This is a genomic window from Acidihalobacter aeolianus (assembly GCF_001753165.1).
GTDB lineage: Bacteria > Pseudomonadota > Gammaproteobacteria > DSM-5130 > Acidihalobacteraceae > Acidihalobacter > Acidihalobacter aeolianus.
Genome location: NZ_CP017448.1, coordinates 2,463,168 through 2,488,308, shown reverse-complemented (window position 1 = coordinate 2,488,308; position 25,141 = coordinate 2,463,168). Strand labels below are relative to the sequence as shown.

The 25,141-nt window shown below is 59.6% G+C and carries 37 protein-coding genes; 36 read left to right on the top strand and 1 reads right to left on the bottom strand.

All coding sequences use genetic code 11. From position 1 onward, the window contains the following. The first annotated feature begins 29 nt into the window (after positions 1-29). The 32 genes from rpsG to BJI67_RS11335 all read left to right on the top strand — a co-directional run bounded on the left by rpsG (position 30) and on the right by BJI67_RS11335 (position 18,245). Positions 30-500 carry a 30S ribosomal protein S7 gene (rpsG, locus tag BJI67_RS11485; protein WP_070073150.1) on the top strand — a complete coding sequence of 157 codons (471 nt, stop codon included), beginning with the start codon at positions 30-32 and terminating at the stop codon, positions 498-500. Positions 501-518: 18 nt separating this feature from the next. Beyond that, positions 519-2,618: an elongation factor G gene (gene fusA / locus BJI67_RS11480; RefSeq protein WP_070073149.1), complete on the top strand. Its 2,100-nt coding sequence runs from the start codon at positions 519-521 to the stop codon at positions 2,616-2,618. A 55-nt stretch (positions 2,619-2,673) separates the two neighbouring features. Beyond that, a complete protein-coding gene (gene tuf / locus BJI67_RS11475; RefSeq protein WP_070073148.1) occupies positions 2,674-3,864 on the top strand; it encodes an elongation factor Tu in 1,191 nt (396 codons plus the stop codon). A gap of 69 nt (positions 3,865-3,933) precedes the next feature. After that, complete coding sequence (gene rpsJ / locus BJI67_RS11470; RefSeq protein ID WP_070073147.1) at positions 3,934-4,248, top strand: 30S ribosomal protein S10; 315 nt, start codon at positions 3,934-3,936, stop codon at positions 4,246-4,248. A 125-nt stretch (positions 4,249-4,373) separates the two neighbouring features. Further along, the gene (gene rplC / locus BJI67_RS11465; RefSeq protein WP_070074116.1) at positions 4,374-5,018 is read left to right on the top strand and encodes a 50S ribosomal protein L3; all 645 of its coding nucleotides are present in this window, start codon (positions 4,374-4,376) and stop codon (positions 5,016-5,018) included. Between the two features lie 5 nt (positions 5,019-5,023). Beyond that, a complete protein-coding gene (gene rplD / locus BJI67_RS11460; RefSeq protein ID WP_070074117.1) occupies positions 5,024-5,629 on the top strand; it encodes a 50S ribosomal protein L4 in 606 nt (201 codons plus the stop codon). Beyond that, positions 5,626-5,922 carry a 50S ribosomal protein L23 gene (gene rplW, locus BJI67_RS11455; RefSeq protein WP_070073146.1) on the top strand — a complete coding sequence of 99 codons (297 nt, stop codon included), beginning with the start codon at positions 5,626-5,628 and terminating at the stop codon, positions 5,920-5,922. Before rplD ends, rplW begins: the two co-directional genes overlap by 4 nt. An 11-nt stretch (positions 5,923-5,933) precedes the next feature. Beyond that, a complete protein-coding gene (rplB, locus tag BJI67_RS11450) occupies positions 5,934-6,758 on the top strand; it encodes a 50S ribosomal protein L2 (RefSeq protein ID WP_070073145.1) in 825 nt (274 codons plus the stop codon). An 11-nt stretch (positions 6,759-6,769) separates the two neighbouring features. Continuing rightward, entirely contained in the window at positions 6,770-7,042 is a 273-nt protein-coding gene (gene rpsS / locus BJI67_RS11445; RefSeq protein WP_070073144.1) for a 30S ribosomal protein S19, read from the top strand. An 11-nt stretch (positions 7,043-7,053) separates the two neighbouring features. After that, a complete protein-coding gene (gene rplV / locus BJI67_RS11440; protein ID WP_070073143.1) occupies positions 7,054-7,398 on the top strand; it encodes a 50S ribosomal protein L22 in 345 nt (114 codons plus the stop codon). Continuing rightward, complete coding sequence (gene rpsC, locus BJI67_RS11435) at positions 7,398-8,075, top strand: 30S ribosomal protein S3 (protein WP_070073142.1); 678 nt, start codon at positions 7,398-7,400, stop codon at positions 8,073-8,075. Before rplV ends, rpsC begins: the two co-directional genes overlap by 1 nt. A gap of 10 nt (positions 8,076-8,085) precedes the next feature. Then, a complete protein-coding gene (gene rplP / locus BJI67_RS11430) occupies positions 8,086-8,499 on the top strand; it encodes a 50S ribosomal protein L16 (protein WP_070073141.1) in 414 nt (137 codons plus the stop codon). Beyond that, a complete protein-coding gene (gene rpmC / locus BJI67_RS11425) occupies positions 8,499-8,702 on the top strand; it encodes a 50S ribosomal protein L29 (protein WP_070073140.1) in 204 nt (67 codons plus the stop codon). The genes rplP and rpmC overlap by 1 nt, the downstream gene beginning before the upstream one ends. Further along, positions 8,699-8,962, top strand: coding sequence for a 30S ribosomal protein S17 (rpsQ, locus tag BJI67_RS11420; protein WP_070073139.1), 264 nt, complete (start codon positions 8,699-8,701; stop codon positions 8,960-8,962). Before rpmC ends, rpsQ begins: the two co-directional genes overlap by 4 nt. Before the next feature lie 24 nt (positions 8,963-8,986). Further along, positions 8,987-9,355, top strand: a complete 369-nt coding sequence (rplN, locus tag BJI67_RS11415; RefSeq protein WP_038089325.1) for a 50S ribosomal protein L14 — start codon at positions 8,987-8,989, stop codon at positions 9,353-9,355. A 16-nt stretch (positions 9,356-9,371) separates the two neighbouring features. After that, positions 9,372-9,689 (top strand): 50S ribosomal protein L24, encoded by a 318-nt coding sequence (rplX, locus tag BJI67_RS11410; protein ID WP_070073138.1) that lies wholly within the window; start codon positions 9,372-9,374, stop codon positions 9,687-9,689. Positions 9,690-9,700: 11 nt separating this feature from the next. Then, positions 9,701-10,240: a 50S ribosomal protein L5 gene (rplE, locus tag BJI67_RS11405; RefSeq protein ID WP_070073137.1), complete on the top strand. Its 540-nt coding sequence runs from the start codon at positions 9,701-9,703 to the stop codon at positions 10,238-10,240. A gap of 11 nt (positions 10,241-10,251) precedes the next feature. Next, on the top strand, positions 10,252-10,557 hold the full coding sequence (gene rpsN, locus BJI67_RS11400; protein ID WP_070073136.1) for a 30S ribosomal protein S14: 306 nt from the start codon (positions 10,252-10,254) through the stop codon (positions 10,555-10,557). 16 nt (positions 10,558-10,573) lie between these two features. Further along, the gene (gene rpsH / locus BJI67_RS11395) at positions 10,574-10,972 is read left to right on the top strand and encodes a 30S ribosomal protein S8 (RefSeq protein ID WP_070073135.1); all 399 of its coding nucleotides are present in this window, start codon (positions 10,574-10,576) and stop codon (positions 10,970-10,972) included. A 13-nt stretch (positions 10,973-10,985) separates the two neighbouring features. Continuing rightward, positions 10,986-11,519, top strand: coding sequence for a 50S ribosomal protein L6 (gene rplF / locus BJI67_RS11390; protein WP_070073134.1), 534 nt, complete (start codon positions 10,986-10,988; stop codon positions 11,517-11,519). Between the two features lie 10 nt (positions 11,520-11,529). Next, complete coding sequence (gene rplR / locus BJI67_RS11385; protein ID WP_070073133.1) at positions 11,530-11,883, top strand: 50S ribosomal protein L18; 354 nt, start codon at positions 11,530-11,532, stop codon at positions 11,881-11,883. Between the two features lie 11 nt (positions 11,884-11,894). Beyond that, positions 11,895-12,404 (top strand): 30S ribosomal protein S5, encoded by a 510-nt coding sequence (rpsE, locus tag BJI67_RS11380; RefSeq protein ID WP_070073132.1) that lies wholly within the window; start codon positions 11,895-11,897, stop codon positions 12,402-12,404. A 5-nt stretch (positions 12,405-12,409) separates the two neighbouring features. Continuing rightward, on the top strand, positions 12,410-12,601 hold the full coding sequence (gene rpmD, locus BJI67_RS11375) for a 50S ribosomal protein L30 (RefSeq protein ID WP_070073131.1): 192 nt from the start codon (positions 12,410-12,412) through the stop codon (positions 12,599-12,601). Between the two features lie 2 nt (positions 12,602-12,603). Beyond that, on the top strand, positions 12,604-13,038 hold the full coding sequence (gene rplO, locus BJI67_RS11370; protein WP_070073130.1) for a 50S ribosomal protein L15: 435 nt from the start codon (positions 12,604-12,606) through the stop codon (positions 13,036-13,038). After that, a complete protein-coding gene (secY, locus tag BJI67_RS11365) occupies positions 13,038-14,393 on the top strand; it encodes a preprotein translocase subunit SecY (RefSeq protein WP_070073129.1) in 1,356 nt (451 codons plus the stop codon). The genes rplO and secY overlap by 1 nt, the downstream gene beginning before the upstream one ends. Before the next feature lie 22 nt (positions 14,394-14,415). Further along, on the top strand, positions 14,416-14,529 hold the full coding sequence (gene rpmJ / locus BJI67_RS16980) for a 50S ribosomal protein L36 (RefSeq protein ID WP_083250838.1): 114 nt from the start codon (positions 14,416-14,418) through the stop codon (positions 14,527-14,529). Between the two features lie 71 nt (positions 14,530-14,600). Next, entirely contained in the window at positions 14,601-14,957 is a 357-nt protein-coding gene (gene rpsM / locus BJI67_RS11360; protein WP_070073128.1) for a 30S ribosomal protein S13, read from the top strand. A 28-nt stretch (positions 14,958-14,985) separates the two neighbouring features. Continuing rightward, on the top strand, positions 14,986-15,378 hold the full coding sequence (gene rpsK / locus BJI67_RS11355; protein WP_070073127.1) for a 30S ribosomal protein S11: 393 nt from the start codon (positions 14,986-14,988) through the stop codon (positions 15,376-15,378). Between the two features lie 17 nt (positions 15,379-15,395). Beyond that, on the top strand, positions 15,396-16,016 hold the full coding sequence (rpsD, locus tag BJI67_RS11350) for a 30S ribosomal protein S4 (RefSeq protein WP_070073126.1): 621 nt from the start codon (positions 15,396-15,398) through the stop codon (positions 16,014-16,016). 38 nt (positions 16,017-16,054) lie between these two features. Beyond that, positions 16,055-17,047 carry a DNA-directed RNA polymerase subunit alpha gene (locus BJI67_RS11345; RefSeq protein WP_070073125.1) on the top strand — a complete coding sequence of 331 codons (993 nt, stop codon included), beginning with the start codon at positions 16,055-16,057 and terminating at the stop codon, positions 17,045-17,047. A 17-nt stretch (positions 17,048-17,064) separates the two neighbouring features. Beyond that, a complete protein-coding gene (rplQ, locus tag BJI67_RS11340; RefSeq protein ID WP_070073124.1) occupies positions 17,065-17,427 on the top strand; it encodes a 50S ribosomal protein L17 in 363 nt (120 codons plus the stop codon). A gap of 86 nt (positions 17,428-17,513) precedes the next feature. Continuing rightward, entirely contained in the window at positions 17,514-18,245 is a 732-nt protein-coding gene (locus tag BJI67_RS11335) for an SAM hydrolase/SAM-dependent halogenase family protein (RefSeq protein ID WP_070073123.1), read from the top strand. 22 nt (positions 18,246-18,267) lie between these two features. Here the strand turns inward: BJI67_RS11335 and uvrA are convergent, their stop codons facing one another. Continuing rightward, positions 18,268-21,117, bottom strand: coding sequence for an excinuclease ABC subunit UvrA (uvrA, locus tag BJI67_RS11330; protein WP_070073122.1), 2,850 nt, complete (start codon positions 21,115-21,117; stop codon positions 18,268-18,270). Positions 21,118-21,278: 161 nt separating this feature from the next. Between uvrA and BJI67_RS11325 the strand changes: the two genes are divergently transcribed. From BJI67_RS11325 to BJI67_RS11310, 4 genes are all read left to right on the top strand, one after another. Continuing rightward, positions 21,279-22,676, top strand: coding sequence for an MFS transporter (locus tag BJI67_RS11325; RefSeq protein ID WP_070073121.1), 1,398 nt, complete (start codon positions 21,279-21,281; stop codon positions 22,674-22,676). Between the two features lie 63 nt (positions 22,677-22,739). Beyond that, the gene (ssb, locus tag BJI67_RS11320; protein WP_070073120.1) at positions 22,740-23,216 is read left to right on the top strand and encodes a single-stranded DNA-binding protein; all 477 of its coding nucleotides are present in this window, start codon (positions 22,740-22,742) and stop codon (positions 23,214-23,216) included. A 395-nt stretch (positions 23,217-23,611) separates the two neighbouring features. Then, positions 23,612-24,412 (top strand): ABC transporter permease, encoded by an 801-nt coding sequence (locus BJI67_RS11315; protein ID WP_070073119.1) that lies wholly within the window; start codon positions 23,612-23,614, stop codon positions 24,410-24,412. Next, entirely contained in the window at positions 24,409-25,140 is a 732-nt protein-coding gene (locus BJI67_RS11310) for an ABC transporter ATP-binding protein (protein WP_070073118.1), read from the top strand. Before BJI67_RS11315 ends, BJI67_RS11310 begins: the two co-directional genes overlap by 4 nt. The last annotated feature ends 1 nt before the right edge of the window (position 25,141 follow it).

Below are 25,141 nucleotides of genomic sequence, written 5' to 3'. Positions count from 1 at the left end.
CTGTTAACGTTTAGTCGACGAGAATCACGATGCCCAGAAGAAGAGAAGTTCCGAAGCGCTCCGTGCTGCCTGACCCGAAATTCGGAAGCGAGCAGCTGGCCAAGTTCATCAATTTCGTGATGGAGCGAGGCAAGAAATCCGTGGCCGAAAACATCGTCTACGGTGCGCTGGACCATATCGTGAGCCGCCGCTCCGGTGATCCGTTGGAATTTCTGGGCAAGGCTCTGGACAACGTGCGCCCGCTGGTCGAGGTGAAATCCCGCCGCGTCGGTGGTGCCACCTATCAGGTGCCTGTCGAGGTGCGTGCGGTCCGTCAGAACGCGCTGGCCATGCGCTGGCTGGTCGAGGCTGCGCGTAAGCGCGGTGAAAAGTCGATGTCTCAGAAGCTCGCCGGCGAGCTGATGGACGCTGCCGAGAACAAGGGCGGCGCAGTCAAGAAACGCGAAGATACGCATCGCATGGCCGAGGCCAACAAGGCCTTCGCTCACTATCGCTGGTAAGCGCAGAGGTATACCACAGTGCCACGCAAAACCCCCATCGAGCGGTACCGCAATATCGGCATCATGGCGCACATCGATGCCGGTAAGACGACGACCACCGAGCGCATCCTGTTCTACACCGGCGTTTCGCACAAGATTGGCGAGGTGCATGACGGCGCTGCCACCATGGACTGGATGGAGCAGGAGCAGGAACGTGGCATCACCATCACGTCGGCGGCGACCACCTGCTTCTGGTACGGGATGGACAAGCAGTTCCCGGAACATCGCATCAATATCATCGATACACCCGGACACGTGGACTTCACCATCGAGGTGGAGCGTTCGCTTCGTGTGCTGGACGGCGCCTGCGCAGTATTCTGCGCGGTTGGCGGCGTCGAGCCGCAGTCCGAGACGGTGTGGCGTCAGGCCAACAAGTATCACGTGCCGCGGATGGCGTTCGTGAACAAGATGGACCGCGCCGGCGCCAATTTCCTGCGCGTGGTCGAGCAGATCAAGACCCGTCTGGGCGCCACCCCGGTGCCGATCCAGCTGCCGATCGGTGCTGAAGAAAACTTCAAGGGCGTGGTCGACCTGATCCGGATGAAGGCGATCTTCTGGAACGAGGCAGACATGGGCGTGACCTATGAGGCGCGCGATATCCCCGAGGATATGCAGGATCTGTGTCAGGAGTGGCGCGAGCACATGCTGGAGTCTGTCGCCGAGGCGACCGAGGAACTGATGGAGAAGTACCTCGAGGAAGGCGATCTGAGCGAAGAGGAGATTCGTGCCGGACTGCGTCAACGCACGCTGGCCAACGAGATCGTGCCTGCGATGTGTGGTTCCGCCTTCAAGAACAAGGGCGTGCAGGCGATGCTCGACTCGATCATCTATTTCATGCCGGCTCCGACCGACGTGCCCTCGATCAAAGGTCATCTGGACGACGCGGCGGAAACGGAGTCCGAGCGCCATTCAACCGACGACGAGCCGTTCTCGGCGCTGGCGTTCAAGATCGCGACCGATCCCTATGTCGGTACGTTGACCTTCTTCCGCGTGTATTCGGGTGTGCTGAATTCGGGCGATACCGTGTACAACCCGGTCAAGGGCAAGCGCGAGCGCATCGGACGTCTGTTGCAGATGCACGCCAACTCCCGTGAGGAGATCAAGGAAGTACGTGCTGGCGATATCGCGGCTGCGGTGGGTCTGAAGGATGTGACCACCGGTGACACGCTGTGCGATACCGACAACGTGATCACGCTGGAGCGTATGGAATTCCCCGAGCCCGTGATCTCCGTTGCGGTCGAGCCCAAGACCAAGGGCGACCAGGAGAAAATGGGTCTGGCTCTATCCAAGCTGGCGCAGGAAGATCCGTCCTTCCGAGTGCGCACCGATGAGGAATCCGGTCAGACGATCATTTCCGGCATGGGTGAGCTGCACCTCGAAATCATCGTCGACCGCATGAAACGTGAATTCAAGGTCGAGGCCAACGTCGGTGCGCCGCAAGTGGCCTACCGCGAGGCGATTCGCAAGTCGGTCGAGCAGGAAGGCAAGTTCGTGCGCCAGTCCGGTGGCCGCGGTCAGTACGGTCACGTCTGGATTCGCCTCGAACCCCTGGAGCGCGGTACCGGTTACGAATTTGAGAATGCGATTGTCGGCGGCGTGATCCCGAAGGAGTACATCCCGGCAGTGGACAAGGGTATCCAGGAGCAGCTGCAGAATGGCGTGCTGGCCGGATTCCCCATGGTCGACGTCAAGGCGACGCTGTTCGATGGTTCATACCATGACGTCGACTCGTCGGAAATGGCGTTCAAGATCGCCGGTTCCATGGCGTTCAAGGAAGGCGCGCTGAAGGCCAACCCGGCACTGCTGGAACCGATTATGAAGGTCGAGGTCGTCACCCCGGAAGACTACATGGGTGACGTGATGGGCGACCTGAATCGTCGGCGCGGTCTCGTCCAAGGCATGGATGACGCACCAGCCGGCAAGATTGTGCGCGCGGAGGTGCCGCTGGCCGAAATGTTCGGCTACGCGACCGACCTGCGTTCGGCGACGCAGGGGCGTGCGACCTATTCGATGGAGTTTTCGAAATACGCCGAGGCGCCGAACAATGTCGCCGAGGCCGTGATCAAGAAGGCATCGTAACCCGCCGATTCGGCATCGGACTGATTTTAGACATTGATTTGAAGAGGTAAGAGTCGTGGCCAAGGAAAAGTTTGAGCGTAAGAAGCCGCATGTGAATGTGGGTACGATCGGACATGTGGATCATGGTAAGACGACGTTGACGGCGGCGTTGACGAAGGTGATGGCGGAGAAGCACGGCGGCTCGTTCCAGGCGTACGACCAGATCGACAAGGCGCCGGAAGAACGTGCCCGCGGTATCACGATTGCGACCGCACACGTGGAATATGAGTCCGATGCGCGCCACTACGCGCACGTCGACTGCCCCGGCCACGCCGACTACGTGAAGAACATGATCACGGGAGCGGCGCAGATGGACGGTGCGATCCTGGTGTGCTCGGCGGCGGACGGCCCGATGCCGCAGACGCGAGAGCACATCCTGCTGGCCCGCCAGGTGGGCGTGCCGTACATCGTGGTATTCCTGAACAAGGCCGACATGGTCGACGATCCGGAGCTGCTCGAACTGGTGGAGATGGAAGTTCGCGACCTGCTGTCCTCGTACGACTTCCCGGGAGACGACACCCCGATCGTGACGGGTTCCGCGCTCAAGGCGTTGGAAGGCGACACCTCCGAGATTGGCGTGCCGGCGATCGAGAAGCTGGTGGCCGAGATGGACAGCTACATCCCCGAGCCCGAGCGTGCGGTGGACGGTGCGTTCCTGATGCCGATCGAAGACGTGTTCTCGATCTCCGGTCGCGGCACCGTGGTGACTGGGCGTATCGAGCGCGGCATCGTGAAGGTGGGTGACGAAGTCGAGATCGTGGGCATCAAGGACACGACCAAGACGACGGTGACCGGCGTCGAGATGTTCCGCAAGCTGCTGGACCAGGGTCAGGCGGGCGACAACGTCGGCGTGCTGCTGCGCGGCACCAAGCGCGAAGAAGTGGAGCGCGGCCAGGTGCTGTGCAAGCCGGGTTCGATCAAGCCGCACACCAAATTCGAGGCCGAGGTATACGTGCTGTCGAAGGAAGAGGGCGGTCGTCACACCCCGTTCTTCAACGGCTACCGTCCGCAGTTCTACTTCCGCACGACGGACGTGACGGGCTCGGTGGACCTGCCGGAAGGCACGGAGATGGTGATGCCGGGCGACAACGTGTCGATCAAGGTGTCGCTGATTGCGCCGATAGCGATGGAAGAGGGTCTGCGTTTTGCGATCCGCGAAGGCGGCCGCACCGTGGGTGCCGGCGTCGTCTCCAAGGTCATCGAGTAAGTCGTACTTCGCGCGCAGCGACAATTGGCGCGGAACATCAAGTCCGCGCCGCCAGGGAGTAAGCAAGCAATGGCAAGCAGTCAGAGAATTCGAATCCGCCTGAAGGCCTTCGATCACCGCCTGATCGATCGTTCGGCCAGCGAGATCGTTGAAACCGCGAAGCGGACCGGTGCGCGCGTAAAGGGACCGATCCCTCTGCCGACGCGCAAGGAGAACTTCACGATTCTGATCTCGCCGCATGTGAACAAGGATGCGCGCGATCAGTATGAGATCCGCACGCACAAGCGCCTGATGGACATTCTCGACCCGACAGACAAGACGGTCGACGCGTTGATGAAGCTAGATCTCGCGGCAGGCGTGGACGTTCAAATCAGGCTTAACTAAAAAACATTTTTCTGTCATAATGCACGGCTTTCCGCGGCCCGACATGATTGAGTGTCGGGCCGCGTTGTCAGGCGCTTGCGCCAATGGCCTTGCGGCTGTCGGCAGATGGGTACAGAGGTGTGGTGATGTCTATCGGATTGGTTGGGCGCAAACTGGGTATGACGCGCGTGTTCACCGAGGGCGGTGAATCCGTGCCGGTGACCGTCATCGAGGCGGAGCCGAACCGTGTGACGCAGGTGAAGTCTTCGGAAATCGATGGCTACGATGCGATCCAGGTTACGGTCGGTGAACGCAAATCCTCGCGCGTAAACAAGCCGATGGCGGGGCACTTTGCCAAGGCAAATGTCGTGGCTGGCCGCGGGCTTTGGGAGTCACGCGTGGCTGCGGACGAGCTGGGCGGGTTTGCGCCTGGCAGCGAGATCACTGTGGAGCGTTTCGCCGAGGGACAATCCGTTGACGTCACCGCAGTGAGTAAGGGCAAGGGTTTCGCTGGCGTTATTAAGCGTCATAATTTCAGCGGCCAGGACCGTACCCACGGTAACTCGCTGTCGCATCGTGCGCCGGGTTCAATCGGTCAGAACCAGACTCCTGGACGTGTTTTCAAAGGCAAAAAGATGGCCGGCCATATGGGTAACGTGCGCGTGACGACGCAGAACCTGCAGGTCGTGCGCGTCGATACCGAGCGCAATCTGATCCTGATCAAGGGTTCCGTACCGGGCGCCGTCGGTGGCGATGTCATCGTCAAGCCCGCGGTCAAGCAAAAGGGTTGATGACTATGGATTTGCAGATACACGGAAGCGGTACGGCCGTAGCGGTTTCCGACAACCTGTTCGGTCGCGACTTCAATGAGTCGCTGGTACATCAGGCGGTCGTGGCTTACATGGCGGGCGGGCGCGCTGGAACCAAGGCGCAGAAGTCCCGCTCAGAAGTGAGCGGTGGCGGTATCAAGCCATGGCGTCAGAAGGGTAGTGGTCGCGCCCGGGCCGGTAGTATTCGTAGCCCGTTGTGGCGTGGCGGTGCACGTGCGTTCGCCGCAAAGCCGCGCAGCTATGCGCAAAAGCTCAACAAGAAGATGTACCGCGCCGCAATGCGTTCCATCTTCTCCGAGTTGCTGCGTCAAGATCGCCTGATCGTTGTCGAGCGCTTTTCTGTCGATGAGCCCAAGACCAAGCTTTTCCTGGCGACACTCGACGGTATTGCCCCGCGTAACGCGCTGATTATCGTCGCTGAGGCCAACGAAAGCCTGTGGCTGGCGTCGCGTAACGTGCCGCACGTCGATGTTACCGATGTGCCTGGGCTGGATCCGGTGAGACTGGTCGGCCACGAAAAGATCGTGATCGAAGCCGCGGCGCTCAAGCAGATTGAGGAGTGGCTGGCATGAACCAGGACCGTTTGTTACAGATTCTTGTGGCGCCGCATGTGTCGGAAAAGGCGACCTTGCTGGCTGAGGACGCCCGTCAACACGTCTTCAAGGTGCTGCCTGACGCCACCAAGCTCGAGATTCGCAAGGCCGTCGAGGCATTGTTCGGGGTTGGTGTGGAAAACGTGCGCGTCGTCAACATCAAAGGCAAGCGAAAGATGTTCGGTCGGCGTCCGGGCAAACGTAACGATCTGCGCAAGGCCTATGTAACGCTGCGTGAAGGCAGCGACATCGAAATCGGCGGCGCCGAGTAAAGGGATCAGTCATGGCTATCGTCAAGTCCAAACCTACTTCCGCGGGCCGACGCTTCCACGTTCGCATCACGCGTGAGGCCCTGCACAAGGGCGCACCTTATGCCGGGCTTGTGGAAAGCAAGTCGAAATCCGGCGGCCGGAATAATCTTGGCCGCGTCACTCAGCGTCACGTCGGCGGTGGCCACAAACGCCATTACCGTCTGGTGGATTTCCGTCGCCAGAAGGATGGTATCCCGGCCCGTGTCGAGCGACTCGAGTATGATCCGAATCGTAGTGCGAACATCGCGCTGGTGCTTTATCGCGATGGTGAGCGCCGTTACATCATCGCACCCAAGGGGTTGACGGTGGGTGATGAAGTCATGTCCGGCCCCGGCGCGCCGATCAAGCCTGGCAATACTCTTGAGCTGCGCTCGATCCCGGTCGGCACCACCGTGCACTGCATCGAAATGCGCCCGGGCAAAGGTGCCCAATTGGCCCGCTCAGCGGGTGCCAGTGCACAGATCGTTGCCCGTGAAGGCGCCTACGCGACGCTACGCCTGCGCTCTGGCGAAATGCGCAAGGTGCAAGCGGAATGCCGTGCGACTGTGGGTGAGGTTGGCAACTCAGAGCATAACCTGCGCAAGTTTGGTAAGGCGGGCGCGAAGCGCTGGCTGGGTATTCGCCCGACCGTGCGCGGTACCGCGATGAACCCGGTCGATCACCCGCATGGCGGTGGTGAGGGGCGTAACTTCGGTAAGCACCCGGTAACGCCCTGGGGTGTGCCTACCAAGGGATACAAGACGCGTAACAACAAGCGGACCGATAAGCTTATCGTCCGCCGTCGGAACCGGAAGTAAGGGGTAGCACAGTGCCGCGTTCAATCAAAAAAGGTCCTTTCGTGGACCATCACCTGATCAAGAAGGTGGACGAGGCGGTTGCCTCGAACTCGCGTCGTCCGATCAAGACCTGGTCGCGCCGCTCGATGATTCTGCCGCAGATGGTCGGATTGACCATCGCTGTGCACAACGGGCGCCAGCACGTACCAGTGCTCGTCAGCGAAAACATGGTGGGCCACAAGCTCGGTGAATTCGCTGCCACGCGCACCTTCAAGGGACATGTGGCCAATAAGAAGGCCAAGTAAAGAGGTTTCAGATGGAAGTCGCTGCCAAATTGAAGTTCGCGCGGATTTCGCCGCAGAAGGCACGTCTGGTTGCGGACCAGGTGCGTGGTATGCCGGTTGAGAAGGCGCTCCAGCTGCTCACCTTCAGTGAGAAGAAGGCTGCCGGGATGATCCGTAAGGTGCTGGAGTCCGCAGTGGCTAATGCCGAGCACAATGAAGGCGCCGACGTCGATGAACTTAAGGTCAGCCGCGTCTTTGTAGACGAGGGCCCAACGCTCAAGCGCATGCATGCACGCGCTAAAGGTCGTGGCAACCGCATCTTGAAGCGCACCAGTCACATTACGGTGATGGTGGGCGACCGCGCGAGGAACAATTAATGGGACAGAAAATTCATCCGGTTGGCTTCCGTCTGGGTATATCCAGCGACTGGACGTCCAAGTGGTACGCACAGGGCTACCAGTACGCCGACCTGCTGAACAACGATATCGTGGTACGCGACTTCATCAAGAAAAAGCTCGCGCATGCCTCGGTCAGCCGTATTCAGATCGAACGCCCGGCGCGTGCAGCCGTGGTGACGATCCATACCGCGCGGCCCGGTATCGTGATCGGCAAGAAGGGCGAGGACATCGAGAACTTGCGCCGCGAAGTGGCTGCCAAGATGGGGCTGGACGTGAACAGCGTCAAGGTCAACATCGAAGAGGTACGTAAGCCCGAAGTGGATGCGCAACTCGTGGCAGAAGGCATCGCACAACAGCTGGAGCGCCGAATCATGTTCCGTCGGGCCATGCGCCGCGCGGTCAGCAATGCGATGCGGCTCGGTGCGATGGGTGTCAAGGTTAACGTCGGCGGTCGACTGAACGGCGCTGAAATCGCGCGTTCGGAAATGTATCGCGAAGGGCGTGTGCCACTGCATACGCTGCGAGCTGATATTGACTACGGCTTCGCCGAAGCGCACACGACCTACGGTGTCATCGGTATCAAGGTGTGGATTTATAAGGGCGACGTATTCGGGCCGGGTGCCGAGCGCGCCGAATCGCGCCAGGCGGCGAGTTGAGGAGTGAGGCATGCTGCAGCCCAAAAGAACCAAGTACCGTAAGCAGTTCAAAGGCCGTAACAACGGTCTTGCTACGGTCGGCGATAAGGTCAGTTTCGGAGAATACGGCCTGAAGGCACTCGATCGCGGCCGTATCACGGCGCGTCAGATCGAGGCTGCGCGTCGCGCCATGACGCGCCACATCAAGCGCGGTGGAAAGATCTGGATACGGGTATTCCCCGATGTGCCGGTGACCAAGAAGCCGCTTGAAGTACGTATGGGTAGCGGTAAAGGCAACGTTGAATACTGGGTGGCGAAGATCCTCCCCGGTCGCGTGCTTTACGAGATGGAAGGTGTGTCGGAAGAAGTGGCACGCGAAGCATTTCGCCTCGCTGCAGCCAAACTGCCGATCAAGACGACGGTTGTCAGCAGGACGGTGATGTGATGAAAGCGACCCAACTGCGTGAAAAGAGCATCGAAGAACTGAACGCTGAGCTGGTCGAGCTGCGCCGCGCGCAGTTCAATCTGCGCATGCAGCGCGGTACCGGCCAGTTGGCCAAGCCGCATCAGTTTGACGCGGTACGCAAGGACATTGCACGGATCAAGACCGTGCTGAATGAAATGAACAAAGCGGGTAAGACGGCATGAGCGAAGCAGCCAAGGTTCAGCGTTCCGTTGTCGGACGTGTGGTCAGCGACAAGATGGACAAGACGTTGACCGTGCAGATCGAGCGTATGGTGAAGCATCCCGTGTATGGGAAGTACATCCGCCGCTCGACCAAGCTGCACGTGCACGACGAGCAGAACAGCGCTCGTTCCGGAGACACGGTGCGCATACAGGAATGCCGTCCGATCTCCCGCACCAAGAGCTGGACGCTGGTCGAGGTCGTGGAGCGTTCGCCCGAATAAGGCTACGGACTGGGAATTTAGCTCATGATTCAGATGCAAACAGTATTGGAAGTCGCGGACAACAGTGGTGCGCGCAAGGTGCAATGCATCAAGGTGCTTGGCGGCTCCCATCGACGCTACGCGGGAATCGGCGACGTGATCAAGGTCAGCGTGAAAGATGCTATTCCACGCGGCAAGGTCAAGAAGGGTGACGTGTACAACGCCGTGGTGGTGCGCACTGCGCATGGTGTACGTCGTCCCGACGGTTCGAAGATCCGTTTCGACAAGAACGCTGCGGTGCTGCTCAACAACCAGCACCAGCCGATCGGGACCCGTATTTTCGGGCCGGTCACGCGTGAATTGCGCTCGGAGCGTTTCATGAAGATTATTTCGCTCGCACCCGAAGTGCTTTGATCAGAGGTTTGGTGTCATGCAGAGAATTCGCAAGGGTGACGATGTCACGATCATCGCGGGCAAGGACAAAGGCCGGCGCGGTACCGTGTTGCGCGTGCTGCCGAACGGCAAACTCCTCGTCCAGAACGTGAATTTGATCAAGAAGCATCAGCGTGGGAATCCGCAGACGGGTGCGCAAGGTGGCATCGTAGAACGTGAGGCCGCCATCGAGGCCTCGAACGTGATGCTATACAACCCGGCCACTGGCAAAGGTGATCGGGTCGGCTACAGGGTGCTTGATGACGGACGTAAGGTCCGCTACTTCAAGTCCAACAATGAAGTTGTGGACGCGTAAGGTACATGGCAATGCCCAGGTTGAAAGATCATTACCAGGAAAAGGTCGTCCCGGCCTTGATGAGTCGGTTCGGCTACACAAGCGTCATGCAGGTGCCGCGGATCGAGAAAATCACCCTGAACATGGGTTTGGGTGAGGCCGTTTCCGACAAGAAGATCATCGAAAACGCACTGAGCGACCTGTCTTTGATCGCGGGTCAGAAGGGTGTGCCTACCCTGGCGCGCAAGTCGGTCGCGGGTTTCAAGATTCGTGATGGCTGGCCGATCGGCGCCAAGCTGACCCTTCGTCGCGAACGGATGTACGAGTTTTTCGATCGACTGATCTCGATTGCACTGCCGCGTGTGCGTGACTTTCGTGGCATGAACCCCCGTTCCTTCGATGGGCGCGGCAATTACAGCATGGGTATCAAGGAACAGATCATTTTTCCGGAGATCGATTACGACAAGATCGATGCACTGCGTGGCATGGACATCGTAATCACCACCAGTGCAAAAACGGACGATGAAGCGCGCGCATTGCTCGAAGCCTTCAACTTCCCGTTCAGGACCTGAGGCAAAATCGAATGGCAAAGACATCTATGATCGAGCGCGAGCGCAAGCGCGATAACCTGGCCAAGCGCTATGCGAAAAAGCGCGAAACCCTCAAGGCCTTGATTGTCAGCCTTGAAGCCAGTGTGGAAGAAAAGCGTGCCGCCGTGATCGCACTGCAGAAGCTGCCGCGCGATTCCAGCCCCGTGCGACAGCGTAATCGTTGCCGCGTTTCAGGCCGCCCGCATGGCGTTTATCGCAAGTTCGGTCTGGGCCGAAACAAGCTGCGAGAGGCTGCCATGCGCGGTGATGTCCCCGGTCTCAAGATGTCGAGCTGGTAACAAGAGGATCACGAACATGAGTATGACCGATCCCATCGCGGACATGTTTACACGCATCCGTAATGGCCAGCAGGCGCGCAAGAAGCAGGTGAGCATGCCCTCGTCCAAGATCAAGTTGGCGATTGCCAAGGTGTTGAAGGACGAAGGATACATTGATGCGTTCGAGGCGAGCGAGCCTGAAGCTGGCAAGCCGCAGCTGACAGTTACGCTCCGTTATTACCAGGGCAAGGGCGTTATCGAGCGTATCGACCGAGTCAGTCGCCCCGGTCTGCGCATTTACCGCGAAAAGGACGAACTGCCGCGGGTGCAGAATGGTCTGGGCGTTACGATCGTTTCCACGTCCAAGGGCGTGATGAGCGATCGAGCCGCGCGTCTGGCCGGCCAGGGCGGCGAAGTCATTTGTGTAGTGGCATAAGCGGGACCAAATCATGTCGAGAGTTGCGAACAAGCCCGTTGCGATCCCTGGCGGCGTCCAGGTGAGCATCGACGGGCAGACGATCAAGGCCAAGGGCCCGAAAGGCGAGGGCGTGCAGAGCTTGCACCCGGATGTGGCGGTTCGTGAAGATGCGGGCTCGTTGCATCTGTCGCGTGTGGACGGCACAACCGATGAACTCGCCATGGTCGGGACCATGCGTGCGCTGACCCAGAATCTGATTACCGGGGTCAGTCAGGGTTACGAGAAGAAGCTTGAACTCGTCGGAGTCGGCTACCGTGCGCAGGCTCAGGGCAACAACCTGAATCTGTCACTGGGCTTTTCGCACCCCATCGAATATCCGGTTCCGGAAGGTATCGCGATTGAAACGCCGACTCAGACCGAGATCGTCGTCAAGGGTGCCGACCGTCAAAAGGTCGGTCAGGTGGCTGCGGAGATCCGCGCGTTCCGTCCGCCGGAGCCCTACAAGGGCAAGGGTGTGAAATATGCGAACGAGCAGATTATCCGCAAGGAAGCCAAGAAGAAATAGGTTCTGAGCTATGGAAAAGAAAGAGACTCGTCTGCGTCGCGCCAAACGTACTCGTGCGAAGATCAAGGAGCTGGGCGTTACGCGCCTATGCATCCATCGCACGCCGCGCCACATTTACGCGCAGATCATTGCACCGAATGGTTCGGAAGTGATTGCCACGGCCTCGACGGTAGAGGCAGGCGTTCGTGCCGGCGAAAAGCACACCGGCAATATCGATGCGGCGAAAACGGTCGGCCGGCTGGTCGCCGAACGTGCGGTCGAAAAAGGCATCAAGACGGTCGCCTTCGATCGCTCAGGTTTCCGTTATCACGGGCGCGTCAAGGCGCTCGCCGATGCGGCCCGCGAGCATGGACTTGAATTCTAGGAAGGCGGCTTATGGCAACCAATATTGAAAGCTCGACGAGCAATGACGGCTTGCAGGAAAAGCTGGTAACCGTCAACCGTGTGGCAAAAGTCGTCAAGGGCGGTCGTCAGTTCGGCTTCACCGCTCTGACCGTGGTAGGCGATGGCAACGGTCGTGTCGGCATGGGCTACGGCAAGGCACGTGAGGTTCCAGCTGCGATCCAGAAAGCGCTGGAAAAGGCGCGTAAGAACATGGTGACAGTGCCTTTGAACGAAGGTACGGTGCATTACGCCTCAACCGGACGGCATGGTGCGGCGCAGGTCTTCATGCAGCCCGCATCCGAAGGTACCGGCGTAATTGCCGGTGGCGCGATGCGTGCCGTTTTCGAGGTTGCAGGGGTACGTAATATCCTCGCCAAGTGCATTGGCACGCGCAACCCGGTGAATGTCGTGCGGGCGACCCTGAACGGGCTGCTTGGTATGCATTCGCCCGAGCAGATCGCTGCCAAGCGTGGCAAGAGCGTCGAAGAAATCAGGGGTTGATTGTCATGAGTGCCGACAGCAAACGTATCAAGGTGACTCTGGTCCGTAGCCTCAGTGGGCGGATCAAGGCTCATCAGGCCTGTGCCCGTGGGCTTGGCCTGCGCCGCATGCACCACACAGTCGAGGTCATCGACACGCCTGAGAATCGCGGCATGGTGAACAAGATTCACTACCTGCTGCGTGTAGAGGAAGCCTGATCATGAAACTCAATACGCTTAAGCCCGCCGCTGGCAGTCGTCCGTCGCGTGTCCGTGTCGGTCGTGGCATCGGCTCTGGCCTGGGCAAGACCGCTGGCCGTGGTCACAAGGGTCAGCATTCGCGTTCCGGCGGTTACCGCAAGGTCGGTTTCGAGGGCGGTCAGATGCCCTTGCAGCGACGTCTGCCCAAGATCGGCTTCAATTCGCGCAAGGCGCGCAGGGTTGAACAGGTCCGTTTGCATGAACTGGCCAAGGTTTCGGCTGAAGTGATCGATATGTCGGCCTTGATTGCCGCCAATCTGATTGCACCAAATACGCTGAAGGTGAAAGTCATCGCCTCGGGTAAGCTTGAAATGGCCGTGACAGTCCGCGGTATCGCGGTGACTGCCGGCGCGCGTGCGGCCATCGAACAGGCGGGCGGAAAGGTAGAAGACTGATGGCACTCCCGAGCACTGCCTCTGCGGCTGGACTGGCTGGGCTCGGACGTTTCACCGAGCTGCGTAAGCGCTTGGTCTTCCTGGTCCTAGCGTTGGTTGTATACCGTGTCGGTACCTTTATTCCCGTCCCGGGGATCAACCCCGTGGCGATGGCGCGGTTCTTCACCGAGCACAGCGGCTCGATCCTAGGCATGTTCAACATGTTCTCGGGCGGTGCGTTGCAGCGACTGAGTGTGTTGGCGCTGGGTGTCATGCCGTATATCTCGGCATCGATCATCATCCAGTTGCTTACATCCGTCATCCCCACGCTTGAACAGCTCAAGAAGGAAGGGCAGGCGGGTCAGCGCAAGATCACGCAGTACACACGCTATGCCACGGTAGGACTGGCCACGTTTCAAGCGATCGGCGTTTCGGTAGCGCTGGAGGGCCAGCAGGTTCACGGCATGTCTGTGGCGATCCATCCCGGTCTAGGGTTCATTTTGACCGCCACGATCACGCTGGTTACCGGAACCATGTTTCTGATGTGGCTGGGCGAACAAATTACCGAGCGCGGTCTGGGTAACGGCATTTCGATGATTATCTTTGCCGGTATCGTGGCGGGCTTGCCGCAGGCTGTTGGCGGCACCCTGGAACTAGCCAGTACCGGTGAGCTGTCGTCGGCCACGATCATCCTGTTGGCTGTGCTGGCCGTCGTGGTGACTGCATTCGTGGTTTTCGTAGAGCGTGGGCAGCGCCGGATCACGGTCAATTACGCCAAGCGGCAGGTCGGACGGAAGGTGTATGCGGCGCAATCGAGCCACTTGCCGCTCAAGTTGAATATGGCGGGTGTGATACCACCGATCTTTGCTTCAAGCATCATCCTGTTTCCGGCAACCCTGGGACAGTGGTTCGGTCGTACGGATGGCATGCAGTGGTTGCAGAACCTGTCTACCACGCTTGCACCCGGGCAGCCCCTATACGTCCTGCTGTACGCCGCGGCTATCGTGTTCTTCGCGTTTTTCTACACCGCATTGGTGTTCAACTCGCGGGAAACTGCCGACAACCTCAAGAAGGCGGGCGCACTGGTCCCCGGGATACGCCCCGGCGAACAGACGGCAAGGTATATCGATGGTGTGATGACGCGGCTGACTGGTGTCGGCGCGATCTACATTACCCTCGTCTGTTTGCTGCCCGAGTTTTTGATTCTGTATTGGAACGTGCCGTTTTATTTCGGCGGTACGTCGTTGCTGATCATCGTGGTCGTGCTCATGGACTTCATGGCGCAGGTACAGGCGCACATGATGTCGCATCAATACGATGGACTGATGAAAAAGGCCAACATGAAGGCTTACGGACGCAGCGGCGCGAATCGCTGAGTCCACCGTTGAGGATAGAAAGATGAAAGTACGAGCATCGATCAAGAAAATCTGCCGAAACTGCAAGATCATTCGTCGCAACGGTGTTGTGCGCGTGATCTGCACCGAACCGCGTCACAAGCAGCGGCAGGGTTGAAAACATTGTATCTGGACTGGATAGCGGGTATGATGCTCGGCTTTTCCGCCAGGGTTAGGGAGAGTTTCTGAATGGCACGTGTAGCAGGTGTCAACATACCTGATCAGAAGCACACGGTGATTGCCTTGACTGCCATCTACGGCATCGGGGGGCATCGTGCTCAGGCGATCTGCGAGGCTACCGGCATCCGTCCGGATGCGAAGGTAAAGGATCTGACCGAGGCGGAACTGGAATCGATTCGTCAGGCGGTCGGGCAGTACGTGGTCGAAGGTGATCTTCGCCGCGAAGTCAGCATGCAGATCAAGCGCCTGATGGATATGGGCTCTTACCGCGGACTGCGCCATCGTCGCGGTCTGCCGGTGTGTGGCCAGCGTACGCGTACTAATGCGCGCACACGCAAGGGTCCGCGCAAAGCTATTCGCAAATAATCGAAACTACGGACGTAAGTAAGCAAATATGGCTAAGCCTGCGGTCGCGCGTACGCGCAAAAAGACGAAGCGAGTCGTTACGGATGGTGTGGCGCATATTAACGCTTCATTCAACAACACCATCGTGACCATTACAGACCGTCAGGGCAATGCCCTGTGCTGGGCGACGGCAGGTGGTTCCGGCTTTCGCGGTTCGCGTAAGAGCACGCCCTTCGCTGCTCAGGTAGCGGCGGAGCGTGCCGGCAACGTGGCGCTGGAATACGGCATGAAGAACCTGGAAGTGCGCGTGAAAGGGCCGGGACCCGGTCGTGAATCCGCCGTCCGGGCGCTGAACAACGCCGGTTTCAAGATCACCAGCATCAGCGACGTCACGCCGATTCCGCATAATGGCTGCCGCCCGCCGAAGCGTCGCCGCGTCTAGAGATTTGGGGTACATCGATGGCACGTTATATTGGTCCTAAGTGCAAACTCAGCCGCCGCGAAGGCACGGATCTCTTTCTGAAGAGCCGCGCGCGCGGGCTTGAGTCCAAGTGCAAGCTTGAGAAGATACCCGGACAGCACGGCGACCGCCGTGCCCGGGTCTCGGATTACGGCACCCAGCTGCGTGAGAAACAGAAGCTCCGCCGCATCTACGGAGTGCTGGAGCGTCAGTTCCGCAACTATTTCAAGAAGGCTGCTCAGCAGAAGGGTTCCACGGGTGAGAACCTGCTGAAAATGCTTGAGTCGCGTCTCGACAACGTGGTCTACCGCATGGGATTTGCAGCGACCCGCGCCGAAGCGCGCCAGTTGGTCAGCCATCGAGCGATCCTGGTCAACGGCACGGTGGTGAACATCCCGTCGTATCAGGTGTCGAGCAACGATGTCGTTGCTATCCGTGAGCGTGCCAAGAAGCAGTCGCGGATTCAGGATGCCCTGACGATCGCCGAGCAGTTCGGCATCCCCGGTTGGGTTGATATCGACGCCAAGAAGATGGAGGGCATCTTCAAGAGTGCGCCTGAACGCAGCGACCTGCCGGCCGAGATCAACGAGTCGCTTGTCGTCGAGCTCTACTCCAAGTAATCGCCGCGTTCAGCCCGTCGTTCGAAAGAGGTTAACAGATGCAGGCAACCGATTTGCTCAAGCCGCGTCATATCGACGTACAGGCCTTCTCGTCCAATCACGCGAAAGTGGCCCTCGAGCCGCTCGAACGCGGTTTCGGGCACACGCTGGGGAATGCGCTTCGCCGCATTCTTCTGTCTTCAATTCCCGGCTGCGCCGTGGTCGAAGCCGAGATCGATGGCGTGCTGCACGAGTACACCGCGATTGAAGGCGTTCAGGAAGACGTCGTAGAAATTCTTCTGAACCTCAAGGGTTTGGCCGTGCGTATGCATGGGCAGGACGAGACCGTACTGACCCTGCGCAAGAAAGGGCCGGGTGTCGTCACCGCCGCGGATATCACCCTGGGCCACGATGTCGAGATCCTTAATCCAGAGCATGTGATTGCGCACCTGACCAAGGAAGGCGAGATCAACATGACTCTGAAGGTGGCTCGCGGTCGCGGTTATCAGCCTGCGGCTACCCGCCGCAACAGCGATGCCGAGGGTCACGCCATCGGTCGGCTGCTCCTCGATGCGAGTTTCAGCCCGATCCGTCGCGTTGCCTATGCCGTCGAGAGCGCACGCGTGGAGCAGCGTACCGACCTCGACCGGCTCGTCATCGAGCTAGAAACCAACGGTACGGTCGATGCTGAGGAAGTGATTCGCATGGCTGCGGGTATCCTGCGCAGCCAGCTCGAGGTCTTTGTCGATCTCAAGGGCGAGGAGCGCAGCGAGGCGCCCACTACGAAGGCGGAAATCGATCCGATTCTGCGACGCTCCGTGGACGAACTCGAACTGACTGTGCGCTCCGCGAACTGCCTGAAGGCGGAGAATATTTTCTTCATCGGCGATCTGATCCAGAAGACGGAAGTCGAGCTGTTGAAGACCCCCAATCTGGGCAAGAAGTCGCTGACCGAGATCAAGGATATCCTGGCGCAGCACGGACTTTCGCTGGGTATGAAGCTGGATAACTGGCCGCCGGCCGGTCTCAAGGATCAAAAGGCCTCGGCCTAAGTTTAGGAACTCTAGTCATGCGTCATCGCAACATTGGCAGACAATTGAGCCGTAATTCGGCACACCGCAAGGCCACGCTGCAAAGCCTGGCGGTCTCCCTCATGCGGCATGAGGTGATCAAGACCACCCTGCCCAAGGCCAAGGAACTGCGTCGTACCGCGGAGCCCCTGATCACTCTGGCCAAGGAAGACAGCGTTCACCGCCGCCGTCTTGCGTTCGGCCGCCTGCGCGACAAGGAAGTGGTCGGCAAGCTGTTCTCCGAACTGGGTCCGAGGTACAAGGCCCGCCCCGGCGGTTACCTGCGCATTCTCAAGTGCGGTTTCCGTGCCGGCGACAATGCACCGATGGCCCTCGTCGAGCTGGTAGACCGCCCGGAATAAGCGGGTATCCGGCCAGGCTAAAGCCCTGTGCAAGGTATCAAAGAAAGGCCGGGTTCGAACCCGGCCTTTTTGCGTCTGGAGGCGGCATGATCCACCTGTTTACGGATTTCGGCGTGACCGGACCTTATCTGGGACAAATGCAGGCGAGGCTGCTGCGCGATGCGCCAGGCGTTCCCATGGTGAATCTGTTGGCCGATGCACCCGCATTCGATCCTGTGAGGTCGGCCTATCTTCTCGCGGCATTTACGCGAGACTTACCGCCCGGGGATGTCGTGCTTGGGGTCGTGGACCCGGGTGTCGGCAGTCCACGAGCAGGGATTGTCCTGAATGTAGACGGTGTCTGGTACGTAGGTCCTGACAATGGGCTGTTCGAGATTGCCGCGCGGCAGGGACAGGCCGCAAGCTGGTGGACCCTGCCGTCGCCAGACGGGCCAGTCAGCCGCACTTTTCATGGGCGGGACTGGTTCGCGCCCATGGCAGCAAAGCTGGTTCAGGGGCGCTGGCGCCCCGATGGTTCTGGCGTTCCCCTGCCGCCCTCGGGCGGCCATGAGCTGCCGGAAGATTTGTATGAAGTCGTGTATGTCGATGTCTACGGCAATCTCGTGACAGGCCTGAGCGGCGCGCATTTCCCGCACGAGAGCCTGTTTCGCGTGGGCGGGCGTATGCTCGCTCTGGCCGACACCTTTTCGGCAGTACTTGAAGGCGCAGTCTTCTGGTACGTCAATGCCAATGGGCTGGTTGAGTTCGCTGCCAACCGTGCTCGAGCCTGCGACGTACTCGGGCTGGGCATCGGCGCGCCGATTGGCCTGTCGACCTGATCAGCGCGGTTGACGACGCCGCTCACGCCCGGCGACGTTTCCCGCCGGTCTTGCCTTTGAGCAGCGGCTTGAGGAAGTGTCCCGTGTAGGATCCGGATGTGGCGGCGATTTCTTCCGGCGTGCCGACTGCGATGATGTCGCCGCCGCCCTCACCGCCTTCCGGCCCCAGATCGACGACCCAGTCGGCCGTCTTGATGACGTCGAGATTGTGCTCGATGACGACCAGCGTGTTGCCCTGGTCGCGTAACTGATGCAGGACGCCGAGCAATTGATCGACGTCGTGAAAATGCAGACCCGTGGTCGGTTCGTCCAGGATGTAGAGTGTCCTGCCGGTGGCGCGCTTGGAGAGCTCCTTGGCCAGCTTGATGCGCTGCGCCTCCCCACCCGATAGCGTGGTCGCGCTCTGGCCCAGGGTGATGTACGACAGGCCGACGTCCATGAGCGTCTGCAGCTTGCGGTGCACGACGGGTACCGGGGCGAAGAATGCCAGGGCGTCCTCCACCGTCATCTCGAGTACTTCGTGGATGTTCTTGCCCTTATAGGGAACGCTTAGTGTCTCGCGGTTGTAGCGCTGTCCCTTACACACGTCGCAGGGGACGTAAATGTCGGCGAGAAAGACCATCTCCACCTTGGTATAGCCTTCGCCCTGACAGGCTTCGCAGCGTCCGCCGCGCACGTTGAAGCTGAATCGCCCGGGCGTGTAGCCACGCGAGCGGGCCTCGGCGGTGCCGGCGAAAAGCTCGCGGATGGGTGTGAACACACCGGTGTAGGTGGCCGGGTTCGAGCGCGGCGTGCGGCCGATCGGACTTTGGTCTATGGCGACGACCTTGTCCAGGTGTTCGAGTCCCTCGACGGCGTCGAAGGCGGCCGGCTCTTCGCTGGAACCATAGAAATGCTTGGCAAGCAGGCGGTACAGCGTGTCGTTGACCAGGGTGGATTTGCCTGAGCCTGAAACGCCGGTGACGCAGGTGAACAGGCCCAGGGGTATCGACAGGTCGACGCCCTTGAGGTTGTTGCCGTGCGCGCCCCGGATCGTGAGCCAGGTGTCTTGCGGGATGGGGCGGCGCGCGGGCACGGCAACGCTTCGCTGGCCGGACAGATACTGCCCGGTCAGCGACGAGGGATTGGCCGCAATCGCCTCCGGCGCGCCTTCCGCGATTACGCGCCCGCCGTGCAGGCCGGCTCCAGGGCCGATGTCGACGACATGATCGGCCGCACGAATGGCGTCCTCGTCGTGCTCGACCACGATGACCGAGTTGCCCAGGTCGCGCAGGCGGGCGAGGGTGTCCAGCAGGCGTTGGTTGTCACGCTGATGCAGCCCGATCGAAGGCTCATCGAGCACATACATCACGCCGACGAGCCCTGCGCCGATCTGGCTGGCCAGACGGATGCGCTGGGCCTCGCCGCCGGAGAGCGTGTCCGCGCTGCGCTCAAGGGTGAGATAGTCGAGGCCGACATTGACCAGGAAACTCAGCCTTGCCACGATTTCCTTGACGATCTTGGCGGCGATCTGTCCGCGTCGCCCCGGCAGATCGAGCCGCGAGAAAAAGTCGAGGGCGCGTTCCACCGGGATACGGGTCAATTCGGGCAGGGCACTGCCGCCGACGAAGACATGGCGTGCCGCGCGATTCAGCCGGCTGCCGCCGCAATCGGCGCAGGGGCGGGTCGACAGATAACGCCCCAGTTCCTCGCGTACGGCCGTGGATTCGGTCTCGCGGTAACGGCGCGCCATGTTTGGCAGGATGCCTTCGAAGGGGTGGCTGCGCGTGACCGTCTTGCCGCGCGAGTCGCGTTCGGTCATTTCGATCGATTCACGTCCACTGCCTTCGAGGATCACCCGCTGCGTCTTGGCCGGCAATTCGTTCCACGGGGTTTCCGGGTCGAAGCCGTAGTGCTTACCGAGCGCAACGACCAGGCGGTAGTAGTGCTCGTTGCGTCGATCCCAGCCGCGGATCGCGCCGCCCGCGAGGCTGAGTTCGGCGTTGATGACCACGCGCTCGGGGTCGAAGAAGGACTGCATGCCGAGACCGTCGCAAGTCGGGCAGGCACCGACCGGATTGTTGAACGAGAACAGACGGGGTTCCAGTTCGGCCAACGAGTAACCGCACTGCGGGCAGGCGTAGCGCGAGGAAAAGACCAGTTCCTCGTCATCCGGGCGATCCATGAAGGCGACGCGCGCGATGCCGTCGCCCAGACGCAAGGCGGTCTCGAAGGATTCCGCAAGGCGCAGTGCAACGTCTGGCCGCACGCGCAGGCGGTCGATGACGACCTCGATGCTGTGCTTGCGTTTGGGGTCGAGCAAGGGCACCGCATCCAGTTCGCAGACATGTCCGTCCACGCGTGCGCGGATGAAACCTTGACTGCGCAACTCGTCGAACACCTGGGCATGCTCGCCCTTGCGCCCGGATATCCGCGGCGCCATCAGCATGATGCGCGTGTCCTCAGGCAGCGCGAGAACCTGATCCACCATCTGGCTCACGGTCTGCGCCTCCAGCGGCAGGTCGTGATCGGGGCAGTGTGGCGTGCCCGCGCGGGCGTAGAGCAGGCGCAGATAGTCATAGATCTCGGTGATGGTGCCCACAGTGGAACGCGGGTTGTGCGAGGTGGTCTTCTGCTCGATGGAGATTGCCGGCGACAGACCCTCGATATAGTCCACATCCGGTTTTTCCATCACCGACAGGAACTGGCGCGCGTACGCGGAAAGCGACTCAACGTAGCGACGCTGGCCTTCCGCGAACAGCGTGTCGAAGGCAAGCGAGGATTTGCCCGAGCCGGACAGGCCGGTAATCACCACCAGCCGCTCGCGCGGTAGGTCGAGATCGATGTTCTTGAGGTTGTGGGTGCGGGCACCGCGGATGCGGATGAAGTCCATTGAGGCTACCAAGACGCGATTCAGCCGGTTATCTTAAGCCCCGTCCCACCAGGGTGCCAGTGCGAGGGATATTTTTCCCAACTCAATGGTCGAAACCCCTGGGCCCACAGGGGCTATACCTTCCCAATATTGCGAAAACCTAGTTAGACAGGAGTTTATTGATGCGACAGCGCAAGGCATCCGGATTCGACGAGGACATGTCGCCGCAGGAAAAACGCACGGCGATGTCCCTGGCCGGCATCTATTCCGTCCGCATGCTCGGGCTGTTCATGGTGTTGCCGGTATTCACCCTGTACGGGGCGGAGTTGAGCGGGCATACGCCCTTTCTGATCGGTCTGGCCATCGGTATCTACGGTCTGACCCAGGCGATATTGCAGATTCCCTTCGGCATGCTGTCCGACCGCATCGGTCGAAAACCGGTGATCTTCGCTGGCCTGGTCATATTCATCATCGGCAGCGTGATCGCCGCGATGTCGCATTCGATCTATGGGGTCATCGTCGGCCGGGCCCTTCAGGGTGCGGGTGCGATCTCATCCACCGTCATGGCCCTGGCCGCCGACCTGACGCGCGACGAACACCGCACCAAGATCATGGGGTCCATCGGCCTGAGCATCGGCATTGCCTTCAGTGTTGCCCTGGTGGCCGGTCCTATACTCAACCGCCTGATCGGCGTCGATGGCATCTTCTGGGTCACCGCGGTGCTGGGCCTCGTCGCCATCGGCATAGCACTCTGGGCGGTGCCGACCCCGCGCGATCACAAGCTCCACCGCGATACCGAAGTGGTCGCCGATGCCTTCGGCGACGTTCTGCGGGATACCCAGTTGCTGAGGCTGGACGTGGGCATCTTCATGATGCAGTTCGTGCTGACGGCAAACTTCGTGGTCCTGCCCGTAGTGCTGACCCACTTGACGGGGATTGCGGCAGGCGACAGCTGGGAGCTGTACCTGCCGGTGATGCTGGTTGCGTTCATTCTTATGGTGCCGTTGATCATCATCGCGGAGCGGCGCCGCAAGATGAAAAGCATGTTCCTGGGCGCGATCGCCGTACTCGGGTTGTCAGAGATCCTTTACCTGTTCAGCGACCACTCGGTAATCGAGATGATGGCCACCCTGTTGATCTTCTTCATCGCCTTCAATCTGCTCGAAGCGACCCTGCCTTCGCTGGTTGCCAAGATGGCGCCCTCCACGCGCAAGGGCACGGCGATGGGGGTCTATTCCAGTTCGCAGTTCCTGGGCATCTTCGCGGGCGGTGCCGCGGGCGGTGCCGTCTACGGGCATTGGGGTGATTCTGACGCAGTCTTCCTGATGGCCATGCTGGGTATCGGCCTGTGGCTGGTGCTGGCAAGCAGCATGAAGAGCCCCCGCTATCTTTCGAGCTACGTGCTGCACCTTGAAGACAAGATCGCAAGGGAAGAAGCGAGCACGGCAGCCGCTCTGGCGAGCATCCCTGGGGTTGCGGAGGTGGTTGTGGTGGCGGAAGAGGGTGTGGCCTACCTCAAGGTCGACCGCAAGGCCCTGGACGAGTCCCGCCTGCGTGAGTTTTCTCCGGCGAGCACGTAGAATGCCCGGATGTTCCTAAGCCCCGCCACCTGAGCGGGGCGCGCATCCGGGAGACGGGGATACATGGCCAGAGGCGTCAACAAAGTCATTCTGATCGGCAACCTCGGGGGTGACCCCGAGGTACGCTACATGCCCAGCGGCGGCGCGGTGACCAACATCACGCTCGCCACCACCGATAGCTGGAAGGACAAGGGTACCGGCGACCGTCAGGAGCGCACCGAGTGGCACCGGGTGGTGTTCTTCAACCGTCTGGCCGAAATTGCCGGCGAATACCTGCGCAAGGGTTCACAGGTTTATATCGAGGGCAGCCTGCGTACCCGCAAGTGGCAGGGCCAGGACGGACAGGATCGTTACACCACCGAGATCGTCGCCTCGGAGATGCAGATGCTCGGTGGCCGGGGGGGCTCAGCCGGTTTTGACGCAGCGCCGGCGCAGGAACGCCAGCCTCAAGCACAGGCCTCCAACCGCGCTCCTGCTTCGCAGCAGCCGCCCGCGCATCAGGAACCTCCGATCGATTTCGACGATGACATTCCGTTCTGACGGCATCGCAGGCGGCGTCTGGCATCTGAGTCTTTCCGCTGCTTGAGCCATGTGTTCGCTGTAATCCCGCCGATACCGGATCACTTGATTGCGCGGCTATCATGGCCTTGTCGGCTTCGTGATGGCCCTCATGCGCGGGTGCCATTGCTCCCGAGGTGGGATATTGGATTTGTCGTGGTTTTGGATGTCCTCAAAGGCAGTGAATTCCAATTTGCGGTGTCTATCCCCGGTGATGGATTTGCCGTGACGGTCTGGCGGATGGACTATTCGTAACAGAGTGGAAGCCAATATGCGTCGGCGCGACGGAAAATACACGAATACCCCTCGGTACCGCCCGATATTCATGACTACTGCCTGTATGAATTCAAAATATATTGCCGGAGATGGGTCGCTCCATGAGTGCTAGCGCCTTGAACTTATTCGCGCCGGTAGCACGATGGTGGGCCTATCGGGATTTGGTCCGCAATCTGGTTTCCAAGGAAATCAAGATTCGATATCAAGGAGCTGCACTCGGATTTGCCTGGTCGTTGATGAATCCATTAATGATCACCCTGATGTATCTGGTGGTCTTCACATACGTATTTCGATCGAACCTCCCACACTATCCACTGTTCATGGTGGTTGGCATCATTCACTGGAATCTTTTCTCCATGCTGGTGATGCAAAGTTCGGAAATATTGGTCGGCAATTCCGACCTGCTCAAGAAAATATACTTTCCCCGACTGCTTGTGCCATTTTCCAGTCTGCTTGTGAACGCCACGCTATGGCTGATGGCGCTGGGTATCATGTTGCTGATGTTCACCCCGCTAGGCGGTACATGGCATTGGGGTATGCTGCTCTACCCATTCTATTTGCTGCTGTTTCTCGGTTTTACATTCGGCATCATGCTCACGCTTTGCGTGCTTTACGTGGATTTTCGGGACATCAAGCATCTGGTTGAAGTGTTCATCCAGTTGCTGTTCTGGGCGACGCCGATCATTTATCCGATTACTCGAATACACCATCCGGCGATGGTGATGATCATGAAGGCAAGTCCTCTAGCCGAATTTACCTTGATATTCCAGTCGTTGTTTTGGAAAGGCGCAGTACCACCTTGGAACCTCACACTGGCATTTGCCGGTTGGGCATTGCTCTCGCTGGCGGTCGGTCTGACATTGTTCTACCGGCGCGGCGCCATGCTGATAGAACGGCTATGAGCGATAACGTAATCGTTGTGGAGCACGTGAGTAAGGAATTCGTGCTTCACCATAATGCTCAGGATTCGTTGAAGAAACGCGTGGTCGGCCTGGTGCATAAGCGGTGGCGTCCAAAGCCGCACATATTCCAGGCCTTGCATGACGTGTCTCTTACCGTCAAACGAGGGGAGGCCTTGGGGCTCATGGGCCACAACGGATCTGGCAAAAGCACCCTGCTGACCCTGATCGCCGGGATTATCCCACCCACATCGGGCCGAATCATAACCCATGGCAGATTGGTGCCCATGATCGCCCTTGGAGTCGGTTTTAGCCCAGATTTGACCGGTGAAGAGAATATCTACCTCAATGCCAGTCTGTTTGGGCTCAAGAATCGGGAAACACGTTCTTTGCTGCCGAAGATACTGGAATTTTCCGAACTGGGGGATTTTATCTATGAACCAGTGAAGAACTACTCGTCCGGTATGTATGCCCGCCTAGGCTTCTCCGTCGCTGTGCACCTAGATCCTGAGATATTACTAGCAGACGAAATCCTCTCCGTTGGAGATGCCGATTTTCAGCAGAAATGTCTCGCGCGCATTGAGGAACTGAGGAAAGGTGGAATGACCTTATTGTTCGTGTCTCATCAACAGAATCAAGTTGCACAGTTCTGTAATCGCTATATGCGCATGGAAAAGGGGCATGTCGTGGCATCGGGTAACGTGAGTGACCTGTATAGGCAGGTTACATAAG

Bases quoted from the DNA above. Each gene is read 5' to 3' on its own strand.
- rpmD (WP_070073131.1), top strand. From the start codon at position 12,410: ATGAGTGCCGACAGCAAACGTATCAAGGTGACTCTGGTCCGTAGCCTC.
- uvrA (WP_070073122.1), bottom strand. From the start codon at position 21,117: ATGGACTTCATCCGCATCCGCGGTGCCCGCACCCACAACCTCAAGAAC.
- BJI67_RS11335 (WP_070073123.1), top strand. From the start codon at position 17,514: ATGATCCACCTGTTTACGGATTTCGGCGTGACCGGACCTTATCTGGGA.
- rpsE (WP_070073132.1), top strand. From the start codon at position 11,895: ATGGCAACCAATATTGAAAGCTCGACGAGCAATGACGGCTTGCAGGAA.
- rplX (WP_070073138.1), top strand. From the start codon at position 9,372: ATGCAGAGAATTCGCAAGGGTGACGATGTCACGATCATCGCGGGCAAG.
- BJI67_RS11345 (WP_070073125.1), top strand. From the start codon at position 16,055: ATGCAGGCAACCGATTTGCTCAAGCCGCGTCATATCGACGTACAGGCC.
- rpsM (WP_070073128.1), top strand. From the start codon at position 14,601: ATGGCACGTGTAGCAGGTGTCAACATACCTGATCAGAAGCACACGGTG.
- rplO (WP_070073130.1), top strand. From the start codon at position 12,604: ATGAAACTCAATACGCTTAAGCCCGCCGCTGGCAGTCGTCCGTCGCGT.
- rplW (WP_070073146.1), top strand. From the start codon at position 5,626: ATGAACCAGGACCGTTTGTTACAGATTCTTGTGGCGCCGCATGTGTCG.
- BJI67_RS11315 (WP_070073119.1), top strand. From the start codon at position 23,612: ATGAGTGCTAGCGCCTTGAACTTATTCGCGCCGGTAGCACGATGGTGG.
- rpsJ (WP_070073147.1), top strand. From the start codon at position 3,934: ATGGCAAGCAGTCAGAGAATTCGAATCCGCCTGAAGGCCTTCGATCAC.
- rplN (WP_038089325.1), top strand. From the start codon at position 8,987: ATGATTCAGATGCAAACAGTATTGGAAGTCGCGGACAACAGTGGTGCG.
- rplC (WP_070074116.1), top strand. From the start codon at position 4,374: ATGTCTATCGGATTGGTTGGGCGCAAACTGGGTATGACGCGCGTGTTC.
- rplV (WP_070073143.1), top strand. From the start codon at position 7,054: ATGGAAGTCGCTGCCAAATTGAAGTTCGCGCGGATTTCGCCGCAGAAG.
- rplD (WP_070074117.1), top strand. From the start codon at position 5,024: ATGGATTTGCAGATACACGGAAGCGGTACGGCCGTAGCGGTTTCCGAC.
- rplQ (WP_070073124.1), top strand. From the start codon at position 17,065: ATGCGTCATCGCAACATTGGCAGACAATTGAGCCGTAATTCGGCACAC.
- rpsH (WP_070073135.1), top strand. From the start codon at position 10,574: ATGAGTATGACCGATCCCATCGCGGACATGTTTACACGCATCCGTAAT.
- BJI67_RS11310 (WP_070073118.1), top strand. From the start codon at position 24,409: ATGAGCGATAACGTAATCGTTGTGGAGCACGTGAGTAAGGAATTCGTG.
- BJI67_RS11325 (WP_070073121.1), top strand. From the start codon at position 21,279: ATGCGACAGCGCAAGGCATCCGGATTCGACGAGGACATGTCGCCGCAG.
- rpsN (WP_070073136.1), top strand. From the start codon at position 10,252: ATGGCAAAGACATCTATGATCGAGCGCGAGCGCAAGCGCGATAACCTG.
- rplR (WP_070073133.1), top strand. From the start codon at position 11,530: ATGGAAAAGAAAGAGACTCGTCTGCGTCGCGCCAAACGTACTCGTGCG.
- rpsQ (WP_070073139.1), top strand. From the start codon at position 8,699: ATGAGCGAAGCAGCCAAGGTTCAGCGTTCCGTTGTCGGACGTGTGGTC.
- rplF (WP_070073134.1), top strand. From the start codon at position 10,986: ATGTCGAGAGTTGCGAACAAGCCCGTTGCGATCCCTGGCGGCGTCCAG.
- rpmJ (WP_083250838.1), top strand. From the start codon at position 14,416: ATGAAAGTACGAGCATCGATCAAGAAAATCTGCCGAAACTGCAAGATC.
- rpsK (WP_070073127.1), top strand. From the start codon at position 14,986: ATGGCTAAGCCTGCGGTCGCGCGTACGCGCAAAAAGACGAAGCGAGTC.
- rpsC (WP_070073142.1), top strand. From the start codon at position 7,398: ATGGGACAGAAAATTCATCCGGTTGGCTTCCGTCTGGGTATATCCAGC.
- rpsD (WP_070073126.1), top strand. From the start codon at position 15,396: ATGGCACGTTATATTGGTCCTAAGTGCAAACTCAGCCGCCGCGAAGGC.
- secY (WP_070073129.1), top strand. From the start codon at position 13,038: ATGGCACTCCCGAGCACTGCCTCTGCGGCTGGACTGGCTGGGCTCGGA.
- ssb (WP_070073120.1), top strand. From the start codon at position 22,740: ATGGCCAGAGGCGTCAACAAAGTCATTCTGATCGGCAACCTCGGGGGT.
- rpsG (WP_070073150.1), top strand. From the start codon at position 30: ATGCCCAGAAGAAGAGAAGTTCCGAAGCGCTCCGTGCTGCCTGACCCG.
- rplB (WP_070073145.1), top strand. From the start codon at position 5,934: ATGGCTATCGTCAAGTCCAAACCTACTTCCGCGGGCCGACGCTTCCAC.
- rplP (WP_070073141.1), top strand. From the start codon at position 8,086: ATGCTGCAGCCCAAAAGAACCAAGTACCGTAAGCAGTTCAAAGGCCGT.
- rpmC (WP_070073140.1), top strand. From the start codon at position 8,499: ATGAAAGCGACCCAACTGCGTGAAAAGAGCATCGAAGAACTGAACGCT.
- rplE (WP_070073137.1), top strand. From the start codon at position 9,701: ATGCCCAGGTTGAAAGATCATTACCAGGAAAAGGTCGTCCCGGCCTTG.